The sequence below is a fragment of the Steroidobacter cummioxidans genome, from assembly GCF_003104955.1.
In genome coordinates, this window is sequence record NZ_LSRW01000016.1 from 1 (window position 1) to 25,296 (window position 25,296).

Sequence of the window (25,296 nt, forward strand, 5' to 3'; positions counted from 1 at the left end):
TTGGCGCTCCAGCAGCGGCTTGATCAAGTCGATCGGCAATGGAAACACACGGTCGAGGTTCGTTCGCTGGAGATATCGCTCAACGTCTGCAGATACCTCAACTGCATCGCGCGTGGCTCGGTGCCGAGCGCCTGCGCGGCCTCTACCAGCATCGCCGCCGCCTGCTTCTCGCCTTCGGCATGAATGATCTTTGCGCGCCGGGTTCGTTCCGCCTCGGCCTGTCTGGCAATGGCGCGGATCATGTTCTCATTGAGGTCCACGTGCTTGATCTCCACGGTCGCCACCTTGATGCCCCACGCATCGGTGGCGTGATCCAAGATTTGCTGGATATCCAGATTGAGCTTCTCACGCTGACTGAGTATTTCATCCAGTTCGTGCTGACCGAGCACCGAACGTAGCGTGGTCTGCGCCAGCTGGCTGGTCGCCTCGACACGATTCGCCACCTGGATCACGGCTCGGGCCGGATCCACGATGCGAAAGTAAACGACCGCGCTCACCCTTACCGAAACGTTGTCGCGCGAAATGACATCCTGCGTGGGCACATCCAGCACGACGGTGCGCAGATCCATCTTCACCATTCGCTGCACGAGCGGCAGGATGACGATGACCCCGGGACCGCGCGTCCCCGTGTAGCGTCCCAGCGTGAAAACGACGCCGCGCTCATATTCATTCAGAATACGAATCGCGCTGAAGAGCAGAAACAGCAGGATGACGGCGGGTACGATCAGGTACATAGCTCGATCCTCGTTGGTTGAACAATCATTCCTCGCCCGGCGCGACTTCCAAGGTCAACCCATCGATGCTCAACACCTTCAGGCGCGCGCCTTTCTTGATCGGCGTCCGAGTCACGGCGCGCCAGATTTCACCGCGAATGTCGACACGCCCGACGCTATCGAAATCCTCGAGCGCCACCGCATGCTCCCGCAGCAGTTGCTCGACGCCAGTGGCGACACGCGCACGCCGCGACCGCATGAACAAGCCCACGGACAGCAACATGACGATCGCCGCCGTTACCGCTATGCCGCCGATGAGACCTCGCGCGATCTGAAATCCTGGAACCCGGCCCTCGAACAGCATGATGGAGCCGATCGTGAACGCGACGATGCCGCCCACGCCGAGCGCACCGAAGCTGGGCGCGAACGCTTCGGCAACAATCAAGGCAGTCCCCAAGGCGATGAGCGCGAGGCCGGCGTAGTTGACCGAGAGAATCTGAAACGCGTACAGCGCCAACAGCAGACACACGGCGCCAACCACCCCTGGTGCGAAGCCGCCGGGATTGAAGCCTTCCAGGAGTAGTCCGTAAATGCCGGCGAGCATCAGCAAATACGCGACGTTCGGATTGGTAACGATGCTCAGCAGCTTGGTGCGCCAATCGGCGGTGAATTCCTCGGTCACGATGCCTTGCGTCGCCAGCTGCACGACGCCATAGCGAGTTTTCACCTTGCGGCCATCGAGCTGATGCAACAAATCCGGCAGGTCGGTCGCGACGATATCGATGACTTTTTTCTCCAGCGCGACTCGCGCCGTGAGACTCACTGCGTGCCGCACGGCCGCCTCACCCCAATCGGCATTACGACCACGCAACTCCGCCAGCCCGCGAATGAACGACACGGCATCGTTCACTGCCTTGCGCTCCTCAGCCCCCTCGGGCTCATCCCTCGGCTGTTCGTTCTTGTTTTTGTCGCGCGGGCGCTCGTCTTTGGACGGCTGAGGACCTCCAATCCGAATCGGTGTCGCCGCACCGAGATTCGTGGCCGGAGCCATTGCGGCAACGTGACTGGCGTACAGCAGATAAGTACCGGCACTGGCCGCGCGCGCACCGGAAGGCGCGACATAGATAACCACAGGCACTGACGACGCGAGTATGGCCTGGATCATTTCGCGCATGGCGGAATCGAGACCGCCCGGCGTATCCATCTCCAGCACCACGAGCTGTGCGTTGCGCTCCTGCGCACGTTGCAGGGCCTGCAGGAAGAAACTGCTGGTCGCTGGCCCGATCGCATCGCGGATTTCCAAATGCAGCAGCGTGGGCTGCCGCTGCTCCGGAGAACTGGGCTGCTGCCCCGTCCAAGCCGCACTCATCCATGCCAGCAGGGGCAACAGCGACAACAGCACCCTTGCACCGACGAACACTTCCCGGTGGGGAGATTTCGCGTGGGCCACAAGGACCTCCTCGGCGCCCGTCGTTCGGTGCGGACCTGAAGAGCATCTTGTGCGTGGGGCGCCCCAGGAAGGATTCTTCAGAGGCGCCGCTTGTTCCCGATAGGGCGAGGGAAAGGAGCTGACAGCCCGGACCTGGCATCCCGGGCTGAACGAGCGCGCGCGGAGTGTGTACTAGCCGGCTGCGCGACGCTGAACGTGCACGCCAGCCGTGTCGAAGGCGCCCTGGTAGGCGACCGAGAAATCATCGAACGCGGTGAGCGCGACGTCGAGACTGGCGCCTTCCGGCAGCTCGAAAGAATCGAAGCCACAGCGCGCCATATAGAACAATTGATCGCGCTGGATTTTGCCCACCGCACGCAGCTCGCCAGTGAACTTGTAACGCGAGCGAAGCAGCGCCGCCTGGCTGTAGCCACGACCTTCTGCCAGGCCGCCGAATTCGATTGCGACCAGACCGATGCGAGTGAAATCGTTCTTCAGCTCGGCCACCGGGTCGGTGGGCCCGAGGCGCACACCGAGACGGCCGTCCCACAGCCACCACTGCTCGCGCTCCGCCTTCCAGCGGGCGAACGGCAGGATCAGCGCGCGTTCGCGGCCGACCGGGTCCTCGTCGGCGTAACGCCACTCATCGACGACGACTTCACGCTGCTTGATTAGCTGGCGCATAAACTCTGGCCTTGAACGGAGCGACGCCGATGCGACGGAAGGTGTCGAGGAAACGTTCCTCTTCCTGCCGGTGCTCGACAAAAACATTGATGATGCGTTCGATGGTCTCGGCCACGTCGTTGTGCGCGACGGACGGCCCGATCACCTTGCCCAGCGATGCGTCCTGACCGCCGGTCGAGCCGCCGAGCGTGATCTGATACCACTCCTCGCCGTCCTTATCGACGCCGAGCACGCCGATGTGGCCGACCGAATGATGGCCGCAGCCATTCATGCAGCCGGACATCTTCAGCTGAATCTCGCCGAGATCGTAAAGGTAATCGAGATTGTCGAAACGCTCGTTGATCTGCTCGGCGAGCGGAATCGAGCGCGCATTCGCCAGCGCGCAGAAATCGCCGCCGGGGCAGCAGATCATGTCGGTGAGCGTGCCGATGTTCGCGGTCGCGAAGTCGTGCAGCTTCAGCTGCTGCCACAGCGCGAACAGATCGCTCTGCTTGACGTGTGCGAACAGCACGTTCTGATCGTGCGTCGAACGCAGCTCGCCCAGCGAATATTGCTCGGCCAGATTGGCAACGTGATCCAACTCGTCCGCAGTGATGTCACCGGGCGGACGCTTCGGCGACTTCAGCGACACATACACGGCGCGATAGCCCGCGACCTTGTGCTTGCGCGTGTTGTACTGGTACCAGTTGCGGAATTCCTGCGGCTTGCCGGAGACCACATCCTGGTCCTGCAGCACTTCGTAGCTCTTGGGCACGAAGAACGCTTTGATGCGCTCGAAGTCGGCCGCATCGAACACCGGCGCGGTGTCTTTGGCAGCCGCGAACTCCTCTTCGACCAGCTCGCGGAACTTCGCCGGGCCGATCGCCTTCACCAGGATCTTGATGCGTGCCTTGTGAATGTTGTCGCGACGGCCTTCGAGGTTGTACACGCGCAGGATGGCTTCGAGATACGCGAGCAAATCCTTCTTCGGCAGGAACTCGCGAATCACGTGGCCGATCATCGGCGCGCGACCCAGGCCACCGCCGACCAGCACTTCGAAGCCCACTTCGCCCTGCTCGTTCTTCACCAGGTGCAGACCAACGTCATGCACGCGCGAGGCGGCACGATCGGCCGGCGAGCCGGTGACCGCGATCTTGAACTTGCGCGGCAGATACGAGAATTCGGGATGCAGCGTCGCCCACTGGCGTACGTATTCACACCACGGCCGCGGATCTTCCAGCTCATCGGCTGCGACGCCGGCGAGATGATCGGCGGTGACGTTACGAATGCAGTTACCGCTGGTCTGAATGCCGTGCAATTGCACCGTCGCGAGCAATTCCAGGATGTCCGGCACCTGCTCGAGCTTCGGCCAGTTGAACTGCATGTTCTGGCGCGTGGAGAAGTGGCCGTAGCCCTTGTCGTACTCGCGCGCGATGCGGCCGAGCATGCGAACCTGGTCGGGCCGGAGCAGGCCGTACGGAATCGAGATGCGCAGCATCGGCGCATGCTTCTGGATGTACAGGCCATTGCGCAGTCGCAGGGACTTGAAGTCGTCATCAGACAACTGGCCCGCAAGAAAACGCTGCGTCTGGTCCCGGTACTGGGCGACGCGCTGGTCCACGAGCGCTTGGTCGATCTGGTCGTACTGATACATGGTGCGGGACTGTAAAGCCGCGCCATGACGGGAGAAATTCGACTTGGATATGACCAGATGCCGGTTAGAAAGGGGTCACAGAAATCAAGAACTTAGGCGCCGGACCAAGCCCTCCTGAGCAGTCGATGCGACCAACCGGCCGTCGCGAGTGAACAGGCTGCCTCGCGCGAACCCGCGGGCACCCGACGCCGTGGGGCTATCCAGCACGTAGAGCAGCCACTCATCCGGCCGCGCCGCGCGGTGAAACCACATCGCGTGATCGATGCTGGCCATCTGCAAGTGCTCGCGGTCGTTGGTCATCCGCGCGTCCATGCTCGCCGCCCCGAGCAGGAAGTAATCCGAGGTATAGGCCAGCAGGCAATGGTGCAGAACCGGGTCGTCCGGCACCCGATCGACCAGCCGGATCCACACCTTCACCTGAGGCTCGCGCGGAATCTCAGCCAGCGGATCGGGCAGCTCCGCGGGCCGGAATTCGAACGGATGCTCGTGAATGCGAAACGGCTGCGGACGATCCGGCGCCATGCGCTTCGCTTCGGCAACGGCGGTGGCCAGATCCGGCACGGCTTCGGGAGGCGGGACCTTGGGCATGTCGGCCTGCCGATCGATGGCCGCCTCGGGACTCTGAAACGACGCCGACATGTGGAAGATCTGCGCGCCATGCTGAATGGCGACCACCCGGCGCGAGGAGAAACCGCGCCCATCCCGGCTGCGGTCCACTTCATAAATGATTGGATGCTCGGCATCGCCGGCACGCAGGAAATACGCGTGCAACGAATGCACCTCGCGCCCTTCGACGGTTGCATACGCCGCAGCCAGCGCCTGGCCCAGCACCTGCCCGCCGAACACGCGACCGCCAATGAGCTTGCGGCTCTGGCCGCGAAACAAATCGATTTCCAATCGCTCCAGTTTCAGCACCTGGAGCAGATCGGCCAGCAATGCATTCACCGCTACTGCTCTCCCGCGACGCCCAGCCGCTTTTGCATGATGGGGCTGGTGGTGGTGTATTGCAGTGGAATTTTCTTGGCGGGATTCAGATGCGCCGCGACCGCGAACGCCGCCAGTGCCGCCTCGTGGAACCCGGACAGAATCAGCTTTTTCTTGCCCGGATAGGTGTTGATGTCACCGACCGCGAAGATGCCCGGAATGTTGGTCTGGAATTTCTCGGTGTCGACCTGGATGGCGCGCTTGTCGAGCCCCAGTCCCCATTCGGCGATCGGCCCCAGCTTCGGATGCAACCCGAAGAACACCAACGCGCGCTCTGCGTGCAGCTCTTCGATCGCACCATCGCTCTTCTTCACGCGCACGCCTTTGAACTCGCTGCCCTCGGTGATGAGCGAGTGCGCGATCGCTTCCACATAGCGCATGCTTCCCGAACTGACGAGGTCGCGCATCTTCGCGACCGACGCCGGCGCCGCGCGAAAATCCGGGCGACGATGCACTAGCGTGAGGCTACGCGCCTTGCCCGCCAGTTCCAGCGTCCAGTCGAGCGCGGAATCGCCGCCGCCGAAGATGACCAGGTGCTTGCCGGTGAGCTCCGCCGAGCTGGTCACTTTGTAATGAATGTTCGTGCCTTCGAACGCGTCGACGCCTTCGCAGCCAAGGCGACGCGGCTGGAACGAGCCCAGGCCGCCGGCAACGATCACGGTCTTGGCGTGAAAGCGCGTATCGAGCGACGTGCGCAACAGGAATGTATGGTCGGGCAGCACCTGCAGCTCGGTGACTTCCTGCCCCAGATGGAACTGCGCATTGAACGGCTTGGCCTGCTGTAACAATCGATCGACCAATTCCTGCGCGCCGCACACAGGCAGTGCGGGGATGTCGTAGATCGGCTTTTCCGGATACAGCTCGCTGCACTGACCGCCGGGGTGTTTGAGCGAATCGATGATGTGGGCGCGAATGCCCAGCAGGCCCAGCTCGAAAATCTGGAACAGGCCGCACGGTCCCGCACCGACGATGACTGCATCCGCCTGGATGGCGCCGTCGACACCGGCGGTTGTCGCGTTATCACTCACATTGGTGCTCAAAACTGCTCTCCCGCATCGCTCGAGGAAGGGTCGTTGCAGGATTCTACACAAGCATCCTGCGACGGCTTTGTCAGGTGCGAGTCAGCGCATTGTCAGCGAGCGGTAACAGCGTTGGCACTTCCTGACGCTCGCGCGCGACAAATCGCCACTCACGCTCGACGAGCTGCATTGTCCATGACCGCCGGGCCGTGAAAGAATCGACCGACTGATCCCAGCTCGCGTCAGGAAGATAGCTATGCGCCTGAATGTAAACGGCAAAGAAGTCGCAGTGAACGACGCCGACGAGACCACTCCACTGCTCTGGGTGCTCCGCGACCACCTCGGGTTGGTGGGCACCAAATACGGCTGCGGTGTCGCACAGTGCGGAGCCTGCACCGTGCATCTCAATGGCGCACCGGTGCGCTCTTGTTCCATTCCGGTGAGCGCGGCCGCGGGACAGCAGATCACGACGATCGAAGGCCTGGCGGGTAAAGATGGCAAGTTGACCGCGGTGCAGGCCGCCTGGATCGAGCACGATGTCGCTCAGTGCGGCTACTGTCAGGCGGGCCAGATCATGTCCGCGACCGCACTGCTGAAGAACAATCCCAAGCCCACCGATGCCGACATCGACGCCGCGATGGCTGGCAATCTGTGCCGCTGCGGCACTTACATCCGTATCCGCAAAGCCATTCACGCCGCCGCTGCCAAAGCGGGCGAAATGGTCAGCCAGAACTGATCGGAGGTCCCCATGAGCGCCGTCGAATCTTCGATTGTGTCCGCCGATGCGTACGTGCAGGAGATGCTTCGCGCCGCCGAAGCACAGTCCTCGGTCAGCAAGGTCAGCCGTCGCACGTTCCTGAAAGTCACCGGCCTGGTTGGCGGGGGACTGGTACTCGCGTTCCACGTCGGCGAGAACGGCGTCGCTCTCGCCAAAGCCAAGGCGAAGGCCGCGGACTTCGCGCCCAACGCATTCCTGCGCATTGCGTCGGAAGGCACGATCACACTGTATTCCAAGGCGCCCGAGATCGGTCAGGGCATCAAGACCGCGTTCCCGATGATCATTGCCGAAGAGCTCGATGCGGATTGGGCACACGTGCAGGTCGAACAGGCCGCGATCAATCCGGCTGTGTATGGCCGGCAGGCCGCAGGTGGCTCGCGCTCCATTCCCATGTCGTGGAATCAGCTGCGCACCGCCGGCGCCGTCGGTCGCGCGATGCTCGTCAGCGCCGCCGCGAAACAATGGAACGTGAGCGAAGCGGAGCTCACCACCGAGAACAGCACCGTCTTCCACAAAGCCAGCAATCGCAAGGCGACCTATGCCTCGCTGGCCACTGCGGCCGCTGCGTTGCCGGTGCCCGACGAGAAGACGATCAAGCTGAAGTCTCGCAGCGAATACAAGTTGCTCGGCAAGCGCATCACGGGTGTCGACAATCGCGCCATCGTCACGGGCCAGCCGTTGTTCGGCATCGATCAAGTGGTGCCGGGCATGCAGTACGCGGTATTCGTGAAATGCCCGGCCGTCGGCGGCAAGGTAGTTGAAGCGAATCTCGAAGAGATCCGCAAGCTGCCGGGCGTGACACAAGCCTTCGTTGTGAATGGCACCGGCAGGGTCTATGAAGTGATGCCGGGCGTGGCGATCCTTGCCAGGTCCACGTGGGCTGCATTCAGCGCGCGCCAGAAGTTACAAGTGAAGTGGGACGAGTCGGCTGCTTCGAAAGACAGCTGGGCGGCGTATGTCGAACAGGCAAAAAAGCTAGCCTCGCAATCGGGCCCGGATTCGCTTCGTAACACTGGCGACGTCGACCAAGTGTTCAAGGAGTCGCAGCCGATCGAAGCGTTCTACACCTATCCGTTCATCGCGCACGCGCCGCTCGAGCCGATGAACACGACCGCTGTGTTCAAGGACGGCGCGATCGAAGTCTGGTCGCCGACGCAGACGCCCGACGCCGCATTGAGAATACTGCCCGATTTGCTCGGGATTGCGCCTGAGAAAGTTACAGTGCATCAGACGCGCGTGGGTGGCGGCTTCGGCCGTCGCTTGATGAACGATTACGTGTGCGAAGCCGCTGTTATCGCCAGGCAGGCCGGCGTGCCGGTGAAGTTGCAGTGGACGCGCGAAGACGACATGCATCATGACTTCTATCGCGTCGGCGGCTTCCACTCGTTCAAGGGCGGCCTGGACAAGTCGGGCAAGCTGATCGCGTGGCAGGATCACTTCATCACTTTCACGCAGGACGGGCAGCGTCCGACCAGCGGCGGCGACATGCCGGCCGACGAGTTCCCGGCGCAGGTCCTGCCGAATGCGCGCCTCACTCAGACAAAGCTTCCCTTACAGATTCCCACCGGCCCGTGGCGCGCCCCTCGCTCCTGCTCGATCGCGTTCGCGACGCAGTCGTTCCTGCACGAATGCGCCGTGGCTGCAAAACGCGATCATTTGGAATTCCTGCTGGAAGTCATGGGCGAGCCTCGCTGGCTGCAGGAAGGCAACGAGTTCGCGTTGAATACTGGCCGCGCTGCAGCTGTCATCAAACTCGCTGCCGAGAAGGCCGGCTGGGGCAAGCCTCTGCCCAAAGGCCGCGGCCTCGGCCTGGCGTTCCACTTCAGCCACGCCGGCCACTTCGCTGAAGTCGCCGACGTGAGCGTCGACGCCAACCGCAAACTCACCATCCATCGCATCGTCGTCGCCGGCGACGTCGGCCCCATCATCAACATGAGCGGCGCCGAGAATCAAACCGAAGGCGCCGTGATCGACGGCTTCAGCGTCGCGCTCGCTCAGCAGATCGATTTCGACAACGGCCGCATCCAACAAAACAACTTCGACACCTATCCCCTGCTGCGCATGCCTCACGCGCCGAAGGTCGAGTCCTATTTCATCCAAAGCGACTTCACACCGACCGGTATCGGCGAGCCCGCGCTACCGCCCGTCGCTCCGGCAATCGCAAATGCGATCTTCGCCGCGACCGGACACCGGGTGAGGTCGATGCCGTTCACGAAGGAAGGGTATTCGGTCTAGCGCCGCCCCAGCCCCCGCTGCACGGCGAACAGCGCCGCTTGAGTACGATCCTCGAGTTTCAGCTTTGCCAGGATCGTGCTCACGTAGCCCTTCACCGTGCCTTCCGTGAGATGCAGCTCGTCGCCAATCTGTCGATTGCTCATGCCGCGGGCGATGAGATCCAGCACGCTGCGTTCGCGTTGCGTGAGTAGCGCCAGAGGATCGGCCTGGCGATTGCGAAGTTGCTCGACGAGGGAGCGTTGCGCTAACGGGTGCAGCCAGGTTTGGCCGCCGGCGACCGTGCGCAGCGCGGTGACGAAATCGGCTTTGGTGACGTCTTTCAGAATGTAACCGGCGGCGCCAGCGGCCATGATTTCGCGGACCTGGCCGTCTTCGGCGTACGAAGTCAACGCGATGACTTTCACGGAAGGTGCGGTAGCGCGGATCACGCGAATGGCATCGCTCGCGGCCATGCCGGGCATCTTCAGATCCATGAGCACGATGTTCGGATGCAAGCGACGGACTGCGTCGCACGCTTCATCGCCATTGCCCGCTTCGCCGACGATGACGAATTCCTCGCCGTCGTCGAGAAGCGCACGCAGGCCTTCGCGAACGATGCCGTGATCGTCGACCAATAGCAGCTTGATGGTGGTCGCGCTGGCGGTCATGGTGTCGTCGCCAGCAGCGGAATGCGAATACATACGGTAGTGCCTCGTCCAGACTGCGATTGAACTTCGCAGACCCCGCCGAGCGCAGCGGCGCGCTCGCTCATGGTCTGCAAGCCGATCCCTTGTTCGCGAGAATCCCCCATGACTTCGGCGCGAGCGGCGACGTCGAAGCCGCGGCCGTTGTCCTGAACACTCAATATCAACACGTCGTCGTTCACCGCGGCGCTCACGTCCAGCCGATCCGCGCCTGAATGACGAATGGCATTCGACAGCGCCTCGCGACAGATCAGATACAACCGCTCTTCCAGCGACGGCAATTGTGAGCGATAGGTCGCAAAATCCAATCGAATACTCGGCGTCTGCGGCGCCAGAATGAATGCGAATCTTTGCAGCGCCGCCGCCAGCCCCATGCGCTTGACGTCACCGACCCCGGCATTCTCGACATAGCTCACACCGGCCTCGCTGGACGGATCCGGCCGCAACTCTCGAAGCAGCGCGCGCATCTCGGCAAACGCGAGGCGCGCCAGTTCCTCGATGCGACGAGCCCGGCGCTCACCTTCCGCCGGATCACGACGCCACGCTGGCACGATCGACTGCGACATCAAGCTGATCGACGACAACGCCTGACTCACCGCGTCGTGCAGATCGCGCGCCAGACGCTGACGCTCACGCATCACCGCCGCCTGCCGAGCCTCGCGCGACAAGCTGGCGTTCTTGATGGCGACGGCCAGATGATCCGCGATGATCTGAATACTCGCGACATCGTCTTCGTCGAAAGGATTCAGGGCCTCGATGTTGATACAACCGAACACCTCGTCGCCGAGCACGATGGGCATGGCCAGCTCGCTGCGCACGTTGATGGGAATGGGCGGCGGCACGTAGCGCGGATCCTTGCGAATGTCGTTGACGATCTGCGGCATGCGCGTCAGGACCGCCGCCCCCGTGACGCCCTGGGTCAGCGGCATCCGATGCGACAGATCCACGATGTCGTCGTAATTGCCGGCATGCCCGTCGAACAACAAATATTCCTCGTCCTCGTCGCGATAGAGCAGCGGGATGACGACATTGGGATACCCCAGATGCTCGTGAATCACCTGCGCGGCGGTCGCGGCCAGCTCGTTTGCTTCCAGGCCGGCGGTGATGACGCGAGCGATATGAGCAATCAACGTCATGCGCTCGGTGCGACGCCTCTCGCGCTCGTAGCGCATGGCGTTTTGAATGGCGATCGCGGCGTGTCGCGCGAACAGCCGCAAGGTATCGAGATCGGACTCGCCGAACTTGCGAGGCGGCGGTGCGCCAATGCCGAACACGCCGAGCAACCCGCCGCCCGGTCCGGGAATCGGCACGCCAATGACGGTGTACTCGCGCATCTCGGGCAAGGAAATGTGCTGCAGCTCGCCATAGCGATCGACGATCACGGGCCGGCCCGTCGCGAGTACTTTGCCGATCAATCCTTCGCCAGGCTCGAACTCCATGCCCAGCTCGGTCAGCGGCAGCTGATGGATGGCCTCGACCTGCACCGTGTGCCGGCGCGGCACATACAAACCGATCGACCCGCCATCCGCGCCGAGCAACTCGCAGGCGCGCGTGATGATGCTGGTCAACAACGGACGCAGCTCCAGCTCGCTGGCGATCTCCTCCAGAATGGTATTGAAAGGCTCGCTCATTGCGGGCACGTCGCGGCCTTCGATTCGCAGTATTCCGGAGCTCACGGGAGGCATCTGCGGACGGGTAATGAGCGGAGTATTTGCTGGGTGCAAGCTGCGTTCAAGGGGCGCTCAGCGAGGCGGCCGATGCGGATCGAGCACCGCCGGCAGCAATGCGCCCATCAGTTTGCGCACCGCCTCTCGCTCCCGGCCCACCATCTTGCGTAACTCGTTGCCTATGATGGCATCGCCCAACGCCGCGACGGTCACAAACAAAGTCGCGGATGTCACGCGCTCGTGAATCCGGGCCGCGTCGCCTTCGGCATCGGCGCCTCGCTCGACGCTGTCGATATAGTCTCGGACCACCTCGCCAATCGGCGCCAGATGCGTGGACTCGCCGGAGAGCGCCATCCATGCGGCCAATCGGCCCGCGCCGCCGCGATCGAACGCATCGAACACGATGTCGACGAAATCCTTTACCTCGCCCTTGCCGGCACGCAGCCGCATGACGGCGGATTCGATCGTGGTCGTCAGCTCGCTGACCATCTGCCGCATCAATTCCGACTGCAGACCGGCGGCCGAGCCGAAGTGATGAATCAGATTGGTGTGGCTCATGCCCAGATCGCTGGCCACTGCCTGCAGGGTGATGGCGTCCGGGCCCTCGGCCAGCAGCAAGCGGCGCGCCGACGCCAACGCCAGAGTGCGCGCTTCCTCGGGGGTGCGCCGCACCCTGGGGACCGGCGTTTTGCCGGCATTTTTCCCCGCCGAGCGTGCTGCTTTCTTCGCCTGAGTCACTATTGACATTGCTCTCAATAAGAACTTCTAATACGCGGGCTCCGAGTCCCGCCCCCGCTCCCCACGAGTATGGTCATGCCCACCCCAGCCACCGGCACACCCGCCGACCTCACGATCACGCCGCGAGATCTGCGCCTGGATCGGAATGCGCTCAGTGCCCGATGGTGGCACGGCGGCGACCCGGTGGCGACCGCCTATTTCAATGCCCTGTCGGCCTCGTTTCCTCAAGGGGAGACTTTCTTCATCGAGGCAGTCCGCCGCTTCCGCGACCGGGTCGACGGTGGGCTGCAGGCACAGATCCAGGCTTTCATCGAGCAGGAGGCCGCACATACCCGCGAGCACGTGGTGTTCAACAAGCTCATCAAGAATGCGGGTTATGACACCACCGCGATGGATGCCGAGATGCGGCGTCGGCTCGACATCGCTCGTTCACGTCATCCGGTCGGGCAACTCGCGATCACCGTGGCGCTGGAACATTTCACCGCGATCATGGCGCACAGCCTGTTGACCGAGAAAGACCCGCTGCCCGGCGCGCCCCCTGAAGTGCTGCGACTGTGGCAATGGCATGCGATCGAGGAGGTGGAGCACAAGGCGGTCGCGTTCGACACCTATCTGGCAGTCACGCGCGAGCTGTCGGCCTTCAGGCGCTGGTCCATACGATGCCAGGTGATGGTGCTGATCAGCGTGCAGTTCTGGCACTCGAACTTTCAGCGCATGGCGGACTTCTTCCGTCAGGATGGCATCAACACGCCGCGCACCTGGTGGCGCGTGTTTACTTATTTATGCTTCAAGCCCGGCATGGTGCGCCGGATCTTTGTGCCCTATCTCAGTTTCTTCCGCCCTGGCTTCCATCCGTGGGACCACGACGATGGCGCGCTGGTCCGCGAGTTCGAGCAGCGCCTTCGCCTGGCGGAACGCCAGGGCTGAGATTCATCGCATTCAGCCAGTTTCGACAACACGAACTCACAAAAAATTCCCGGTCCTCACGACCGGAATATGCTTACTTCCTGGTTCGTCCCGCGCGGGCGCAGATTCTCACAGGCGCCTGGTGCGCACACGAGTGGGAATCGAATAACACGCTGGGAGTAAACCGAATGACTGCGATGACGGTTAATAGCTTTCCATCGATGCACAACTGGAATTCGCCGCGCGCGTGGGCGCTGGCGATCATCGTGCTATTGCATCTGGGGTTCTTTTGGGCGCTGACCAATGGGATGACGCAAAAGATCACCAGCATATTCGTGCCGGCGGCGCCGGTCCTGCTGCCGGCGCCCGAGCCGCTCCAGCCCAAACCGGTGGACGTGAAGGATCCACAGATCAAGCCGCAGAAGCTCGACCCGACCTACGTGCTGCCGCCGATCGACGTTCCGGTCGAGCCGACGTCGCGCGCGCCGATCGTAGATCCCATACCGACGCCGCCCAACAACATCATCGGTAACGGCGGTGGCGACGTGCTGCCACCGGCGCCAGTGCTCGTCGAGCCTCGCATCGATTCTCGGCGTGGCCTCAGTGAGCCGTACTATCCGGTCGACATGATCCGCAGCGGCGCCGAAGGCACCGTAGTGCTGTCGATCTATATCCTCGCGGACGGCCGCGTCGGCGAGGTGAAACTGATCAGTTCCAGCGGCTTCAGCAAGCTCGACGATTCGGCCCTGCGCGAAGCGAAGAAGTGGCGCTTCGTTCCTGGCACCAGCGATGGCAAGCCGATGGCGATGTGGAAACAGCTGCCGATAACTTTCCGTCTCAACACCAGGATGTGATGTCGATGGCAGTGCCGGCGCCCACGCGCCGGCACCGCCCTGTCACCACTGAAATGTCGGCGCGACGATTTCGAAACGCAGTCCCAGCACCACAGCGTTGCTCAGCGAACGCTGTGAGCCCGGATTGATGATGTATTGAACGTCAGGCTGCAGGACCAGCCAGTCGCTCACCGTGACTCGCCAGGTCAGCTCGAGCGCAGTCTCGTAGTCATCCACATCTTCGCTGTCGCGCAGCGCCGCTGATGTTTTGATCCAGACGGCACCGACACCAAAGCTCTGCTCTCTTCCTACCGGACGTGCGAGGTCATAGTTCAAGGCCGTCGTCAGGCTCCAGTCGTGATCGTTCACGCTCTGTTCGGCATGACCAATGCGCAGCGACGTGCGCCAGGGTCGCACTTCATCCAGCGGACCGAGACGCGAATCGGCAGAGACATACCAGCCCTGGTTGTGCGCCGAACCGGCCAGATGCTCGGTCGCCCGCGTGTAGCCCCACACACCGAAGGCGAGTTTCTCCACGCGCCCAGCGGACAGGCGCTGCAACTCCGAGATCAACAACAGGCCATCGTCATGATGTAGCTGCACGGTCGTCGCTTTCGGTCGATGCGGATCGCCCGGCACGCCGTCGAACACCCCATTGAGCCAGTGCCACTGCGGCGCCACTTGCAGATTCAGGCTCACGCCCAAGGACGTCGTCGGATAACTCGATGGACCGTGCTCGCCACTCTGACCCAACTCCTGGCCCATGCCGAACGCCCCGTTGACGTACAGGTTGCGCGGGGCACTCACGTCGAACTCCGTATTCAAATCCAGCAGACCGACGCGCACGCCGTGCTCGCCGTCGTCACCGAACTCCCATGCCGCGCCGAGTTCGAGGAATCGCGACGCCGCCGGGGCGTCGATGTTCGACACATCGAACGAGTCGCCGACGAAACGCTCCGACAGGCCTCCGCCGGCATTGCTTTGGCCGTACACAAACAGCGTCAGCCCGCGGATATCCCATAACTCCTGCATATCGAGCGTGGCCACGACATCGAGATTGGCGAGATGACGATCGCCGCGCGCCAGCCCGCCGCGCAGATTGACGAAGAAGTCGCTGGCGTACCCAGCCTCGAATTGCATGCTCGACGCAAAGTCGCCCGCCTGCGCGGACACCGCCGCACAGGTCGCGCAGACACCTGCGCTCATCAAGGTAAGGTTCTTCGAAATCTCCCAACTCATCCAGCAGCCCCGTTGGCCCGTCCCCAATCGGGCACTACATCGGCATGCGCTGGACCGGCATGACGCAATCGCATCGCTTTCAGGCTTTGCCCCACCCCCGGCTTCGTGCATCCCGGGCGCGGCAGTGACGCAGATCACAGTGTCCAATTACCAATAACACAATGTCTGTCACCCAACGGACCGTGGGCCAGCCACAACCGGCAACTCCAGCGATGACGCGGATCATCGCAATGCGGCGCTCGAACCCGCGGCCCGTCCCTTAATTCCAATCCTATTTTGGTATGGCAGGTTGCCGACGCACCGGGCAATGCATCCCGCGTTGTTCGACGTGCCGATTAAGGAGAGGGCAATGAACACGGACCCCATCGAGCTCGTAGACCTCGGCGATGCGACGGAAGAAACCAAACAGCTTTTTCCGCTCCATGTCTTTCCGGACAGTACCTGGTTCTGGGGCCTGATGCCGGATCTGGGCTGATGTCTGAAACCTGACCGTCCGGGTGCATGCGGCCGAATGCACCCGGATGTCTGGAGAAGAATATGTTTCGTTATCTCGCTTTGGCATGGAACGTCGATGCGACTCAGCAGTGCGCAGCCGCCCAGCTATTGATCGACCGATTGACCGCTCGCCCCAAACCGTGGGGACGAATCGAGCAAAGCAAGGGTCTATGCGTGCTCCACCGGAATTTCCGGCAGGGATCGCTCGATGTGCAGGCGCTGCCGGACCAGCGCGGCGTGCTGATAGGCGCATCGTTCGAGCGCTTGAACGATGTCACGGACGACTCGGCGGCGCCCCGCTTCCGCCCGACCGTGCAGCAAAGCGAGCAGATCATTGCCAGTCGCGGTCGATGGCTGGTCGAACACACGTGGGGAAATTACGTCGCGCTATTGCGAGATCCCGCGGCGAATCGCACCTGGGTGCTCAAAGATCCCACCGGCAGCCTGCCGTGCTTCGTCACCAGCTTTCATGGCGTACAGGTGATTTTTGGAGACATCGCCACTCTGGTGAGCACGCAACTATTCAAGTTCACGATCAACGAGCGCTATTTGCGCGACCGGGTGCTCCACGGCGGCGTCCTCGATCAGCGTGCACTGGATGAAGTCCAGACCATCTATCGTGGTGAATGTGTCGAGCTGGGCGGGACTGCACAGCCAAGAGTGTTCCATTGGCAGCCGCTGCACTTTGTCGAAACGAGCACGGCGATCGAAGATCCTGCCTTCGCGGCTCGCGCCATGCGCGCCACGGTGCGCTCATGCACACGCACGCTGTGCAGTGATCACGAGAGCATCCTGCATCGGCTGTCAGGCGGACTGGATTCGTCGATCATTGCGGCCTGTCTGGCCGACGCCCCCACCCCGCCACGCTTGACCTGCTACACGTATTTCACGCCCGGCGGTCGATCGGACGAGCGCCCCTGGGCGCGGCTCGCTGCCAGCAGACATCGATTGCAGCACCAAGAACACTCAGTCACCGCGGATCAAATCCCGTTGCCCAAGGTGATGAGCCTGCCGCCGTTGGTCGAGCCCACCGCGAGCCTGGGCTATTTGCTGCGAAGCTCTCTGGAACATCAGATTGCTCGCGAGCATCGAGCGACTGCCGTGTTTTGCGGCGATGGCGGCGACTCTGGTTTCTGTGGCGACACCTTCGCCTACGCCGCCTCGGAATATCTGCACCGTCACGGCCTGCGTCCTCACGCATTTCGGCTCGCGGCGCGCGTGGCTGGCTTGACGGAAGAATCGACCTGGACAGTGATGATGAAATCGCTGCGTCGCTGGCGTCGCGGCGCCGGGATGGAGCATCAGCGCAGAACGGTGATGTCTGTTTCGACGCTGGTCGATGAAGCGCTGCGTGCGAGCTACGCCGACGTCTCGAGCTTTCCACATCCGTGGCTCGCTCATCTGCAAACTGTGCCCTGGTCACTCGTCAGACGACTCGGCACGTTGCTGGCCACGCCGGAGTTCTACAACGTCGCCTCCGGCATCGACCCGCCGGAAGTGCTCGCGCCGCTTTACTCTCAACCTGCGATGGAGCTGTTCCTGCGCATTCCGGTCGATGTGCACTTTCAAGACGGTCGAGAGCGCGGCCTGGCGCGTCAAGCATTCGCGCACGACGTGCCCGCTGAAATCATTCGTCGCCACTGGAAGGATCGAGCGCCGGGTATCGCCGATCGACTGGTCGAGCGACATCGCGGATTGTTACGCGAGCTGCTGCTCGATGGTGTGCTCGTCGAAGCGCAGCTCTTGAATCGCAAGGCCGTCGAAGAAGCGTTGAGCGAGCGAGTGTCGAAGAGTGCAATCCATCCCGGCGAGTTGCTGCGTCATCTGGACGTGGAAGTCTGGGCGAGAAGCTGGCGGTCCTGTGCGCTCGACGCTCGACGTCGCGCGACTGCTTAGAATTGTTTTTCCAGACGCATGTAGTACGTGCGCTGCTTCAACTCGCTCTGTGATGAGTCGAAGCCGGCGACGTCGCCGACATCGGCAAAACCGGGCTGTTCATCGAACACGTTGGCCGCACCCACCCACAGCTTCAGCCCACCCAGGCGTGACTGGCCGCCATACAACGCACCGAGGTCCAGCGAGCCCTGCAGATCGAGCAAGGTCTGTGCGGCGATGGTTCGACCGGTGCGCACGCCGGCAACGGCATCGTCATAAGAAGGTGTGTAGCGTGCAGCCAATACAGCTCCCAGCGCACCACGCCGCCACCTCAGTGACAGGACAGCCCGCCAGTCGAGAATGGAACCCAGCTCGCTCGCCAGATCGACACGGTCGACCGGCGCCTGACCCGGCACATCGGTGGACTCGAACCGATCGAACCAGGTGGCTTGCAGCTCCGGCGTGAAGCGGCCGAGCTCGGTCAGAAAATCCGCTTTGACGGCGAGATCCACGCCGGCGGTGTCGACGCCACCGACATTGATGCGCGAAGAGTCGATGGATCGCAGTACGCCGGGTCGTCCCTCTTCAGTGGACGGATCGCGCACGATGCGGTCCCTGAACAGTGCTTCGTTGGCAAGCATCAACTGCGGTGGCACCGAGACCACGCGATTCTTCATATCGATGCGCCACCAGTCGGCCGAGACATTCCAATTCAGCGCCGAATCCGGGCTGAACACCACGCCGGCGGTAAATGATCGTGCTGTAACCGGATCCAGCTCGCCGTTTCCGCCCAGCGTCAGGGTGATGGGCGCCAGTTCGCCTCGTGCCGGATCTGTCACACGCGACGCCGTGGAAATTCGCGGCAGATACAACTCGTACAACGACGGCGGCCGAAAGCTGCTGCCGCCCGAGACACGCACGCTGAAGTCACGATGCGGTTTCCAACTCAAACCCATTTGTGAGCGCACCACGCGACCCAACTCGCTGTAGTGATCCCAACGAGTGCCGGCCGTGAGCGTCAGCTCGCGCAGACCGGGCAAGGTCTCACGCAGTCTGTCGCTGACGAGCGGGACGCGCAGTTGTGCAAACCCTGCGCTGATGTTGCGTTGGTGATCGAACGAGCCGGCAGCTCCGTTCGCAGCTCGCATCTTTTCCGAGCGCCACTCGCCGCCCAGCACCGTGGTGATGGGACCCGCGGGCAAGGACCAGACCGGGCCTTGCACGAATCCGGCGAACTGCTGACCCGCGGAACTGAACTCATTCGCGACACTCGGCAACAACAAACTGTCGAGCAATGCCTTGCTGCCCATCGGGCCGGACGAAAACGGATTCAGCGCCAGCGCCGGATCTGGATTGGCCAAGGCGCGCATCGCCGCCAACAGGTCCACTGTGTTGTCGAGAGTCGTGGTCGCCTGCTCATCGGAGCGCAGCGCCGACAGCTCCCAATTCCAACGGCCCCAATCGCCGTGCAGAGCCGCTACCCAACGCAGCCACTGCGAGTCGACGGACTGCGATTGCGACGGATATTCCGTGAGCAAACGATTGACGATCACGGTGGTACCGAAAGGATTGTATGGATTGCCCGCGCCCAAAACACTCGAGCCCGGCACCGGCATGCTCGGCAGCAGCTGCGGCGCGACGTAATAAGTGGAGTCGCGATTCACATAGAGCAACTCACCCGTCGCTGTCATTCGGTCCGTCAGTCGTGCGGTTCCGGTCGCAGTCACGGTCCGGCGCGTCGCTTCCGGAACGATGCTCGAATAACGCAGCAGACTCTCGAGATTCGGTTGCCCCGCAGTCGTGGAGAAATCGCTGCCTGCCGGCGGCACCGCCGCGATCGGCGACGACAAGCCTGGCAGGTTGCCAATCAGTGCGCTGACATTGCCCGGACTGCTGACCAGCGAGCGATGATCCCGTCCGCCATAACGACGAAAGTCCTGATCGCGCCACAGGTCCCGCTGCTCGCCGAGCAGCCCGCCGATATCGAAATAATCGAACACCACCGCGCCCTGGAATCGATCTTTGTTCAAGCCAGCGGAGAAGGTCACCCGCTCCTGCTGCGCGCCACCGTCGGCCCCGCCATAACGCAGCTCCACCGTCGGCTTGGAGACTTTGTCACGAAGCACGATATTGATGACACCGCCGATCGCATCGCTGCCATAAGCGGCCGCCCCCGAGTCGAGCAGAAACTCGATGCGCTCCACCGCGGTGACCGGAATGGTGTTCAGATCGAACGCGCTGGAAGACAGACTGTTGGCACTGGGCAAGGCCCGTCGCCCATTGATGAGAATCAGTGCCGTGTCTGGCCCCAGTCCACGCAGCTCCGCATATTGCGCCCCGCTGGATCGATAGCCTTCCGGCCGCGAGTAGGCGCTTTGCGAAAGATACCGAAGCACGTCCGGCAGGGTCGGTGCGCCCATCGCATCCAGATCGTCACGGTCCATGAGGACCACCGGCGACACCGACAAAGTCAGATCGCGGATCGGCCAGCCCAGCACCAGGATCTCCTCGGGCTCGAGCCGCGACGGATCGAAGTCGCTCGAATGCGGCAGGGTGCCGGCCGCGAGCCCGGCAGCCGACTCGAACGGCCCGGCGGACTCCGGCCTGGGCTCGACCGAGACCATGGTGTCCTCGATCCAGCGCGAGCCGAGCTGCGATGCGCGCAAGATCACTCGCAATACTTCATCGACCGTCAGCCAGCCCTTCACCGGCCCGACCAGACTGCGCTCCTCCACATCGTCGGAGCTCAGGTATGCCACCACCAGACCGTCGGCCTGACGACTCAGTTCATGCAGCGCCATGAGCCGCGTCGTGCGCGGAATATCGAATTCATATTGTCGCGAGCGCGCTTGATCCGCGGCCGGGGTCGAGAACGCGAGCATCAACAGCAGCGCTCCCAGCAAGCGCCCCGCTTCCCCACTCACACTCCGGCCGCGACATAATTGAGTCATTGCTGGATGGGTCGCCCGAACCGATCCGCCGGTCGTTATTTGCATCCGATATTGGGATAGCACTGTCAGTCGTGCAACCTGAATTTTGGCCCTAACGTTTCTTTTGCCGATGCGCCGGGTCCGATGCGAAGATGTCGGGGCGCAACAATCTAAAAATTTGTTTATGCCCCAATCTGCACTCGCATTCGCTCTCGCCAACCTGCCCACGCCGGGTCTGCTGCTCGATCAGCAACGCATGGATCGAAACATTGCGCGACTGAAACTGCATCTGCGCGAGCTCGGCGTCGGTCTGCGGCCGCATCTGAAAACTGCCAAATCGATCGACGTCGCGCGACGCTTGCTGAGCACGCCCGCCGGGCCCGCGACAGTGTCGACTTTGAAAGAGGCCGAAGAGTTTGCTGCCGCGGGGGTGCGCGATATCTTGTATGCAGTCGGCATCGCGCCCGCCAAGCTGGACCGAGCAATCGCGTTGCGCAAGCGCGGCGTGGACCTGTCCATCGTCGTCGACAACCTGGAGCAGGCAACGGCAGTGGCCGCAAAGTGCCGTGAGCTCAGCATTCAGATTCCGACACTGATCGAAATCGATTCCGACGGCCACCGCGCCGGTATACAACCGGGCGATCCTCTGCTCGTTGAGATCGCCCGCACCCTGCAAGCAGGCGGAGCCGATCCACGAGGCGTCATGACTCACGCCGGCGGTTCTTATGATGCGCGTAGCGAAGCACAACTCGTGGCGGCGGCCGAACAGGAGCGAGCTGCCGCAGTCCGATGTGCCGAACAATTGCGGGCTGCGGGCTTCGCAGCACCCGTGGTGAGCGTGGGCTCGACTCCGACCGCCCACTTCGCCCGCGACCTGACAGGTGTCACCGAAGTGCGCGCCGGGGTCTTTGTGTTCTTCGATCTGGTGATGGCCGGCATCGGCGTCTGCTCCGTGGACGACATTGCCATCAGCGTGCTGGCCAGCGTCATCGGTCATCAGCCGAGCAAACATCAGATCCTGGTCGACGCCGGCTGGATGGCCATGTCGCGCGACCGCGGCACTGCCAGTCAACCGGTAGATCAGTATTACGGGCTGGTCTGCGATCCCGCGGGCCGCCCCTATCCCGATCTCATCATGCGGCAGGCGAACCAGGAGCATGGCATTTTGGAAATCCGCCCCGGCAGCTCGGCGCCGCTGCCCGAACTGCCGGTGGGCTCGCTGGTCCGAATTCTGCCCAACCATGCGTGCGCCACGGCTGCACAACACACTTACTACAACGTCATCGCCGACGATCAACTCGTCGCACAGTGGCCGCGCATTCCATCAGGTTGGTAAGTACAAGGGTTGCTCCGGAGCCAGGAACATGCTCACAGGCGATGCGTTGCCCAGCTGTACGAGCACGCGGAGCCACTCCATGAGCACTACCCTCACCGATGTTCAACGTCCCCTGGCACTCGTTACTGGCGCGTCGAGCGGCATCGGCTTCGAGCTGGCGCGCAAGCTGGCCGAGCGTGGCTATGATCTGGTGATGGTTTCCGACAATGCGGAGAAGCTCAACGAAGCGGGCGACTCGCTGTCTGAAATCGACGATCTCACGCAGGTTGAAGTTGTACAGGCGGATCTGTCCCAGCGCGATGGCGTGCGCAAAGTCTATGACAGCGTCCGTGCGCTGCACCGACCCGTCGAGCTACTCGCCGCCAATGCCGGCGTCGGTGTGTATGGCGGCTTCTCCGAGGAGACCGACCTGGAAGAGGAGATCGCACTGATCAACTTGAACGTCACCTCACAGGTGCACCTGGTCAAGCTGATCTCGCGCGACATGCTCGAACAAGGCGGCGGCGACATTTTGATAACCTCTTCCGTCGCCGGCGTACTGCCGGGCCCACGCATGGCCGTGTACGCGGCGAGCAAAGCGTTCCTACGTTCGTTCGGACAGGCCATTCGCAACGAGCTCAAGGACAAGGGCATCAATGTCACCGTGCTCATGCCCGGCCCCACCGACACCGAGTTCTTCGAGCGCGCACACATGGAAGATACGGTCGTCGGCGAGTCGGCCAAGCAGGATCCGGCAGAGGTCGCCGAAGCCGCAATTCAAGCGTTGAGTGAAGGCGCCGATCACATCGTGCCCGGCGTGAAGAACAGGATGCAGGTGAGTGCCGCGAAACTGATGAGCGACGAAACCAGGGCTCGCCTCCACGGCAAACAGACTGAGCGCAAGCACTAAAGAACAAGAAATCACTGAAACTTCTGAAATGCGGACGCCGGCGCGTCGCGCTGGTCGGACCGGCGCCAATCGGCGTGAAAGATCTTCTGCAACGATTACGCGCGCGGCTACAATTACGTCCGGTGCTACGAGCGCCTGGTTCGTCATTGGATCGAGAAACCATTGTCCATGCTCAATGCCGGCATCCCGGCTCCGCCCGATAACACGCAAAAGTTGCTGAGATTGAGCATCGCACTGGTCTGGATCTGGACCGGCATCGTGTCGCTGGGCGTGTACCCGATACAAGACAGCTACGAATTGCTCGCTCGCGTGGGCATCACAGGCACCCTCGCGCCAGTGATGCTGTATGGCGCCGCCGTGCTCGACCTGTCGGTCGGCATCGCTACATTGGTTCTACAGCGACGACGCTGGCTGTGGCTGCTGCAGTTTGCGGTCATCGGCGGCTACACGATCATCATCACGTTCAAGCTACCCGAGTTTTGGCTGCACCCCTATGGCCCGCTGAGCAAGAATCTGGTGATGCTCGCCGCCATTTATCTGCTGTACACGCTGGAAGCGCGTCGATGGAATACCTCGTCGTAAAGTGGCTGCACATCCTGTCGTCGACGGTGCTGTTCGGTACGGGACTGGGCTCCGCCTTCTACATGTTCTTCACCAGTCTGACGCGCGACACGCGCGTCATCGCCACGGTGGTGCGTCATGTCGTGATCGCGGACTACGCCTTCACCACGCCGACCATCATCATTCAACCCGTCACTGGACTGTACCTGATCCATCTCGCCGGCTTTCCGCTGTCGAGCACGTGGATCGCCGTCTCGATCGCTTTGTATTTTCTCGCCGGTGCCGCCTGGCTACCCGTCGTGTGGATGCAGATAAAAATGCGGGACATGGCCGTCGCCGCGGCTGCCAATGGCACGCAGTTGCCGCAGTTGTATTGGGATTTCCTGAAGTGGTGGGTGGCGCTGGGCATCGTCGCGTTTACAGCGTTGGTGGCCGTCTTCTATTTGATGGTGGCCAAGCCGGCCTGATAGCGCTGTTGCTCACGTTCGCGGCGATACCGCAGCGTTCTCACCAGTTCCTCCAGGATGGGCATACCCGCCAGCACAAGGAAGCTCGCCAGCAGCCAGAAGCGAGTGGGATCCGAGCGCACCAGCGTCAAGGAGGCGCCACTCGGCCCCGCACTGATGGCCTGCCAATGCAGTACGCCGAAGATGGCAACCGCCATTAGCGGCAGCACGTCCATGAAGCCGTGAACGAGCTGTTCAAAGGGCGAGATATAGCGCCGAGCGTCCGTGTAGGAAACATCCAGATGTGCGAGCACCGAGTGCACCAACACGGCCGCGACCATCACCCCGAACGCCCACGCGTTCGGTTCCAGCAGCGCACCGGCCGCGAGCGCAATCAGCAACGTCAGGAACTGCAGCAGATGAAACCACGATTCCGTGCTGCCGGACGTGTGCTCGATGTCGGTCCGGCGGTGACACAGATAATCGCCCGCACCGGCTAGCAGCCAAAGCGGATAGATTCCCCACAGCAGCAACGTTTCCAGCAAGGTTTGCAGGCTCATGCCGCGCTCCGTAACCGTCGCGCTGCATAAAATTCTTCCCGTGTCAGCCAAGTTCCCTCGGCAAGGAACCATCACGGCGCTGCTTCATTCTCTGCACATGCCCACGCGAAGCAAATCCGGCACCGCACTGCTGATCCTGGACATGATTTCCGAGTATCGCTACCCGGACGCCAATCGCATCGTGCGCAGCGCGCGCAAAGCCGCGTTGAACATTGCCCGGCTGAGGGAGCGGGCGCATGCGGCCGGAATGCCTGTGATCTATGCGAACGACACGGCCGGCAAGTGGGAATCGGACCAGAAGGACTTCGTCGACCGCTGCATGCAACCCGACTCGCCCGGGCGGAAGATCGTCCAGTTGCTCGCACCGACGCCGCAAGACTATTTCATCTTCAAGCCGCGGCACTCGGCATTCTTCGGCACGCCGCTACACACTCTGCTGCAGCGACTGAAGATCGCCAACCTGATCGCAACCGGCATCACCAGTCATCAATGCGTGCTGTTTACCGCCATGGACGCGCATGTCCGCGAGTTCAAGCTGATCATTCCGTCGGATTGCATCGGCGCCGCTGCGGCGGCGGACACCCGGCATGCCTTGTACATCTTTTCACACGCCCTGATGGCGAAAGTCGCCAGCTCGCGGCAGCTGCGCCTATAGGTAAGCCC

23 protein-coding genes are annotated in these 25,296 nt (G+C 62.4%); 11 read left to right on the forward strand and 12 right to left on the reverse strand.

Features of this window, described 5'->3' with window-relative positions; translation table 11 throughout:
- Positions 1-23: 23 nt before the first annotated feature.
- From D0550_RS10095 to D0550_RS10120, 6 genes are all read right to left on the reverse strand, one after another.
- Positions 24-734 (reverse strand): slipin family protein, encoded by a 711-nt coding sequence (locus D0550_RS10095; RefSeq protein WP_116809066.1) that lies wholly within the window; start codon positions 732-734, stop codon positions 24-26.
- Between the two features lie 25 nt (positions 735-759).
- Positions 760-2,163, reverse strand: a complete 1,404-nt coding sequence (locus D0550_RS10100) for an NfeD family protein (protein WP_206606185.1) — start codon at positions 2,161-2,163, stop codon at positions 760-762.
- 171 nt (positions 2,164-2,334) lie between these two features.
- Entirely contained in the window at positions 2,335-2,826 is a 492-nt protein-coding gene (locus tag D0550_RS10105; RefSeq protein WP_116809067.1) for a DUF934 domain-containing protein, read from the reverse strand.
- A complete protein-coding gene (locus D0550_RS10110) occupies positions 2,801-4,459 on the reverse strand; it encodes a nitrite/sulfite reductase (protein ID WP_116809068.1) in 1,659 nt (552 codons plus the stop codon). Before D0550_RS10110 ends, D0550_RS10105 begins: the two co-directional genes overlap by 26 nt.
- Before the next feature lie 84 nt (positions 4,460-4,543).
- On the reverse strand, positions 4,544-5,404 hold the full coding sequence (locus tag D0550_RS10115; protein WP_116809069.1) for an acyl-CoA thioesterase: 861 nt from the start codon (positions 5,402-5,404) through the stop codon (positions 4,544-4,546).
- A 2-nt stretch (positions 5,405-5,406) separates the two neighbouring features.
- Positions 5,407-6,471, reverse strand: coding sequence for an NAD(P)/FAD-dependent oxidoreductase (locus D0550_RS10120; RefSeq protein ID WP_116809097.1), 1,065 nt, complete (start codon positions 6,469-6,471; stop codon positions 5,407-5,409).
- 247 nt (positions 6,472-6,718) lie between these two features.
- On the opposite strand from D0550_RS10120, the gene D0550_RS10125 reads away from it, so the two are divergent.
- Positions 6,719-7,198, forward strand: a complete 480-nt coding sequence (locus D0550_RS10125) for a (2Fe-2S)-binding protein (protein ID WP_116809070.1) — start codon at positions 6,719-6,721, stop codon at positions 7,196-7,198.
- Positions 7,199-7,210: 12 nt separating this feature from the next.
- Positions 7,211-9,475, forward strand: a complete 2,265-nt coding sequence (locus D0550_RS10130; protein WP_206606187.1) for a xanthine dehydrogenase family protein molybdopterin-binding subunit — start codon at positions 7,211-7,213, stop codon at positions 9,473-9,475.
- On the opposite strand, the gene D0550_RS10135 is transcribed toward D0550_RS10130, so the two are convergent.
- The 3 genes from D0550_RS10135 to D0550_RS10145 all read right to left on the reverse strand — a co-directional run bounded on the left by D0550_RS10135 (position 9,472) and on the right by D0550_RS10145 (position 12,572).
- The gene (locus D0550_RS10135) at positions 9,472-10,155 is read right to left on the reverse strand and encodes a response regulator (protein WP_116809071.1); all 684 of its coding nucleotides are present in this window, start codon (positions 10,153-10,155) and stop codon (positions 9,472-9,474) included. The two genes, D0550_RS10130 and D0550_RS10135, sit on opposite strands and share 4 nt — an antisense overlap.
- Entirely contained in the window at positions 10,119-11,834 is a 1,716-nt protein-coding gene (locus tag D0550_RS10140) for a sensor histidine kinase (protein ID WP_161965744.1), read from the reverse strand. Before D0550_RS10140 ends, D0550_RS10135 begins: the two co-directional genes overlap by 37 nt.
- A 66-nt stretch (positions 11,835-11,900) precedes the next feature.
- Positions 11,901-12,572 (reverse strand): TetR/AcrR family transcriptional regulator, encoded by a 672-nt coding sequence (locus D0550_RS10145; RefSeq protein WP_116809073.1) that lies wholly within the window; start codon positions 12,570-12,572, stop codon positions 11,901-11,903.
- A gap of 66 nt (positions 12,573-12,638) precedes the next feature.
- On the opposite strand from D0550_RS10145, the gene D0550_RS10150 reads away from it, so the two are divergent.
- Together D0550_RS10150 and D0550_RS10155 are read left to right on the forward strand one after the other, a co-directional pair.
- Positions 12,639-13,490, forward strand: coding sequence for a metal-dependent hydrolase (locus D0550_RS10150; protein WP_116809099.1), 852 nt, complete (start codon positions 12,639-12,641; stop codon positions 13,488-13,490).
- A 167-nt stretch (positions 13,491-13,657) separates the two neighbouring features.
- Positions 13,658-14,323 (forward strand): energy transducer TonB, encoded by a 666-nt coding sequence (locus D0550_RS10155; RefSeq protein WP_161965745.1) that lies wholly within the window; start codon positions 13,658-13,660, stop codon positions 14,321-14,323.
- A gap of 42 nt (positions 14,324-14,365) precedes the next feature.
- Here D0550_RS10155 and D0550_RS10160 read toward each other — a convergent pair whose 3' ends face one another.
- Entirely contained in the window at positions 14,366-15,541 is a 1,176-nt protein-coding gene (locus tag D0550_RS10160; protein ID WP_161965746.1) for a carbohydrate porin, read from the reverse strand.
- A 349-nt stretch (positions 15,542-15,890) separates the two neighbouring features.
- On the opposite strand from D0550_RS10160, the gene D0550_RS36335 reads away from it, so the two are divergent.
- Complete coding sequence (locus tag D0550_RS36335) at positions 15,891-16,016, forward strand: hypothetical protein (protein WP_275129230.1); 126 nt, start codon at positions 15,891-15,893, stop codon at positions 16,014-16,016.
- Between the two features lie 62 nt (positions 16,017-16,078).
- Positions 16,079-17,932: an asparagine synthase-related protein gene (locus D0550_RS10165; protein WP_161965747.1), complete on the forward strand. Its 1,854-nt coding sequence runs from the start codon at positions 16,079-16,081 to the stop codon at positions 17,930-17,932.
- Here the strand turns inward: D0550_RS10165 and D0550_RS10170 are convergent.
- Positions 17,929-20,862, reverse strand: a complete 2,934-nt coding sequence (locus tag D0550_RS10170) for a TonB-dependent receptor plug domain-containing protein (protein WP_161965748.1) — start codon at positions 20,860-20,862, stop codon at positions 17,929-17,931. The two genes, D0550_RS10165 and D0550_RS10170, sit on opposite strands and share 4 nt — an antisense overlap.
- Positions 20,863-21,025: 163 nt before the next feature.
- Here D0550_RS10170 and D0550_RS10175 point away from each other — a divergent pair, with 163 nt between their 5' ends.
- The 4 genes from D0550_RS10175 to D0550_RS10190 all read left to right on the forward strand — a co-directional run bounded on the left by D0550_RS10175 (position 21,026) and on the right by D0550_RS10190 (position 24,094).
- Positions 21,026-22,177 (forward strand): DSD1 family PLP-dependent enzyme, encoded by a 1,152-nt coding sequence (locus D0550_RS10175; protein ID WP_116809078.1) that lies wholly within the window; start codon positions 21,026-21,028, stop codon positions 22,175-22,177.
- 79 nt (positions 22,178-22,256) lie between these two features.
- Positions 22,257-23,066: an SDR family NAD(P)-dependent oxidoreductase gene (locus D0550_RS10180; RefSeq protein ID WP_116809100.1), complete on the forward strand. Its 810-nt coding sequence runs from the start codon at positions 22,257-22,259 to the stop codon at positions 23,064-23,066.
- A 168-nt stretch (positions 23,067-23,234) separates the two neighbouring features.
- Complete coding sequence (locus D0550_RS10185; RefSeq protein ID WP_116809079.1) at positions 23,235-23,648, forward strand: DoxX-like family protein; 414 nt, start codon at positions 23,235-23,237, stop codon at positions 23,646-23,648.
- Positions 23,630-24,094: a DUF2269 family protein gene (locus D0550_RS10190; protein ID WP_116809080.1), complete on the forward strand. Its 465-nt coding sequence runs from the start codon at positions 23,630-23,632 to the stop codon at positions 24,092-24,094. Before D0550_RS10185 ends, D0550_RS10190 begins: the two co-directional genes overlap by 19 nt.
- On the opposite strand, the gene D0550_RS10195 is transcribed toward D0550_RS10190, so the two are convergent.
- The gene (locus D0550_RS10195; protein ID WP_116809081.1) at positions 24,067-24,633 is read right to left on the reverse strand and encodes a diguanylate cyclase; all 567 of its coding nucleotides are present in this window, start codon (positions 24,631-24,633) and stop codon (positions 24,067-24,069) included. The two genes, D0550_RS10190 and D0550_RS10195, sit on opposite strands and share 28 nt — an antisense overlap.
- On the opposite strand from D0550_RS10195, the gene D0550_RS10200 reads away from it, so the two are divergent.
- Complete coding sequence (locus tag D0550_RS10200; protein WP_116809082.1) at positions 24,632-25,288, forward strand: cysteine hydrolase family protein; 657 nt, start codon at positions 24,632-24,634, stop codon at positions 25,286-25,288. The genes D0550_RS10195 and D0550_RS10200 overlap by 2 nt on opposite strands.
- The last annotated feature ends 8 nt before the right edge of the window (positions 25,289-25,296 follow it).

Coding starts and splice junctions, on each gene's coding strand:
- D0550_RS10095 (WP_116809066.1), bottom strand. CDS start 734: ATGTACCTGATCGTACCCGCCGTCATCCTGCTGTTTCTGCTCTTCAGC.
- D0550_RS10105 (WP_116809067.1), bottom strand. CDS start 2,826: ATGCGCCAGCTAATCAAGCAGCGTGAAGTCGTCGTCGATGAGTGGCGT.
- D0550_RS10110 (WP_116809068.1), bottom strand. CDS start 4,459: ATGTATCAGTACGACCAGATCGACCAAGCGCTCGTGGACCAGCGCGTC.
- D0550_RS10125 (WP_116809070.1), top strand. CDS start 6,719: ATGCGCCTGAATGTAAACGGCAAAGAAGTCGCAGTGAACGACGCCGAC.
- D0550_RS10130 (WP_206606187.1), top strand. CDS start 7,211: ATGAGCGCCGTCGAATCTTCGATTGTGTCCGCCGATGCGTACGTGCAG.
- D0550_RS10135 (WP_116809071.1), bottom strand. CDS start 10,155: ATGTATTCGCATTCCGCTGCTGGCGACGACACCATGACCGCCAGCGCG.
- D0550_RS10145 (WP_116809073.1), bottom strand. CDS start 12,572: ATGTCAATAGTGACTCAGGCGAAGAAAGCAGCACGCTCGGCGGGGAAA.
- D0550_RS10150 (WP_116809099.1), top strand. CDS start 12,639: ATGCCCACCCCAGCCACCGGCACACCCGCCGACCTCACGATCACGCCG.
- D0550_RS10155 (WP_161965745.1), top strand. CDS start 13,658: ATGACTGCGATGACGGTTAATAGCTTTCCATCGATGCACAACTGGAAT.
- D0550_RS10160 (WP_161965746.1), bottom strand. CDS start 15,541: ATGAGTTGGGAGATTTCGAAGAACCTTACCTTGATGAGCGCAGGTGTC.
- D0550_RS36335 (WP_275129230.1), top strand. CDS start 15,891: ATGAACACGGACCCCATCGAGCTCGTAGACCTCGGCGATGCGACGGAA.
- D0550_RS10165 (WP_161965747.1), top strand. CDS start 16,079: ATGTTTCGTTATCTCGCTTTGGCATGGAACGTCGATGCGACTCAGCAG.
- D0550_RS10170 (WP_161965748.1), bottom strand. CDS start 20,862: ATGACTCAATTATGTCGCGGCCGGAGTGTGAGTGGGGAAGCGGGGCGC.
- D0550_RS10175 (WP_116809078.1), top strand. CDS start 21,026: ATGCCCCAATCTGCACTCGCATTCGCTCTCGCCAACCTGCCCACGCCG.
- D0550_RS10180 (WP_116809100.1), top strand. CDS start 22,257: ATGAGCACTACCCTCACCGATGTTCAACGTCCCCTGGCACTCGTTACT.
- D0550_RS10185 (WP_116809079.1), top strand. CDS start 23,235: ATGCTCAATGCCGGCATCCCGGCTCCGCCCGATAACACGCAAAAGTTG.
- D0550_RS10190 (WP_116809080.1), top strand. CDS start 23,630: ATGGAATACCTCGTCGTAAAGTGGCTGCACATCCTGTCGTCGACGGTG.
- D0550_RS10200 (WP_116809082.1), top strand. CDS start 24,632: ATGCCGCGCTCCGTAACCGTCGCGCTGCATAAAATTCTTCCCGTGTCA.
- D0550_RS10195 (WP_116809081.1), bottom strand. CDS start 24,633: ATGAGCCTGCAAACCTTGCTGGAAACGTTGCTGCTGTGGGGAATCTAT.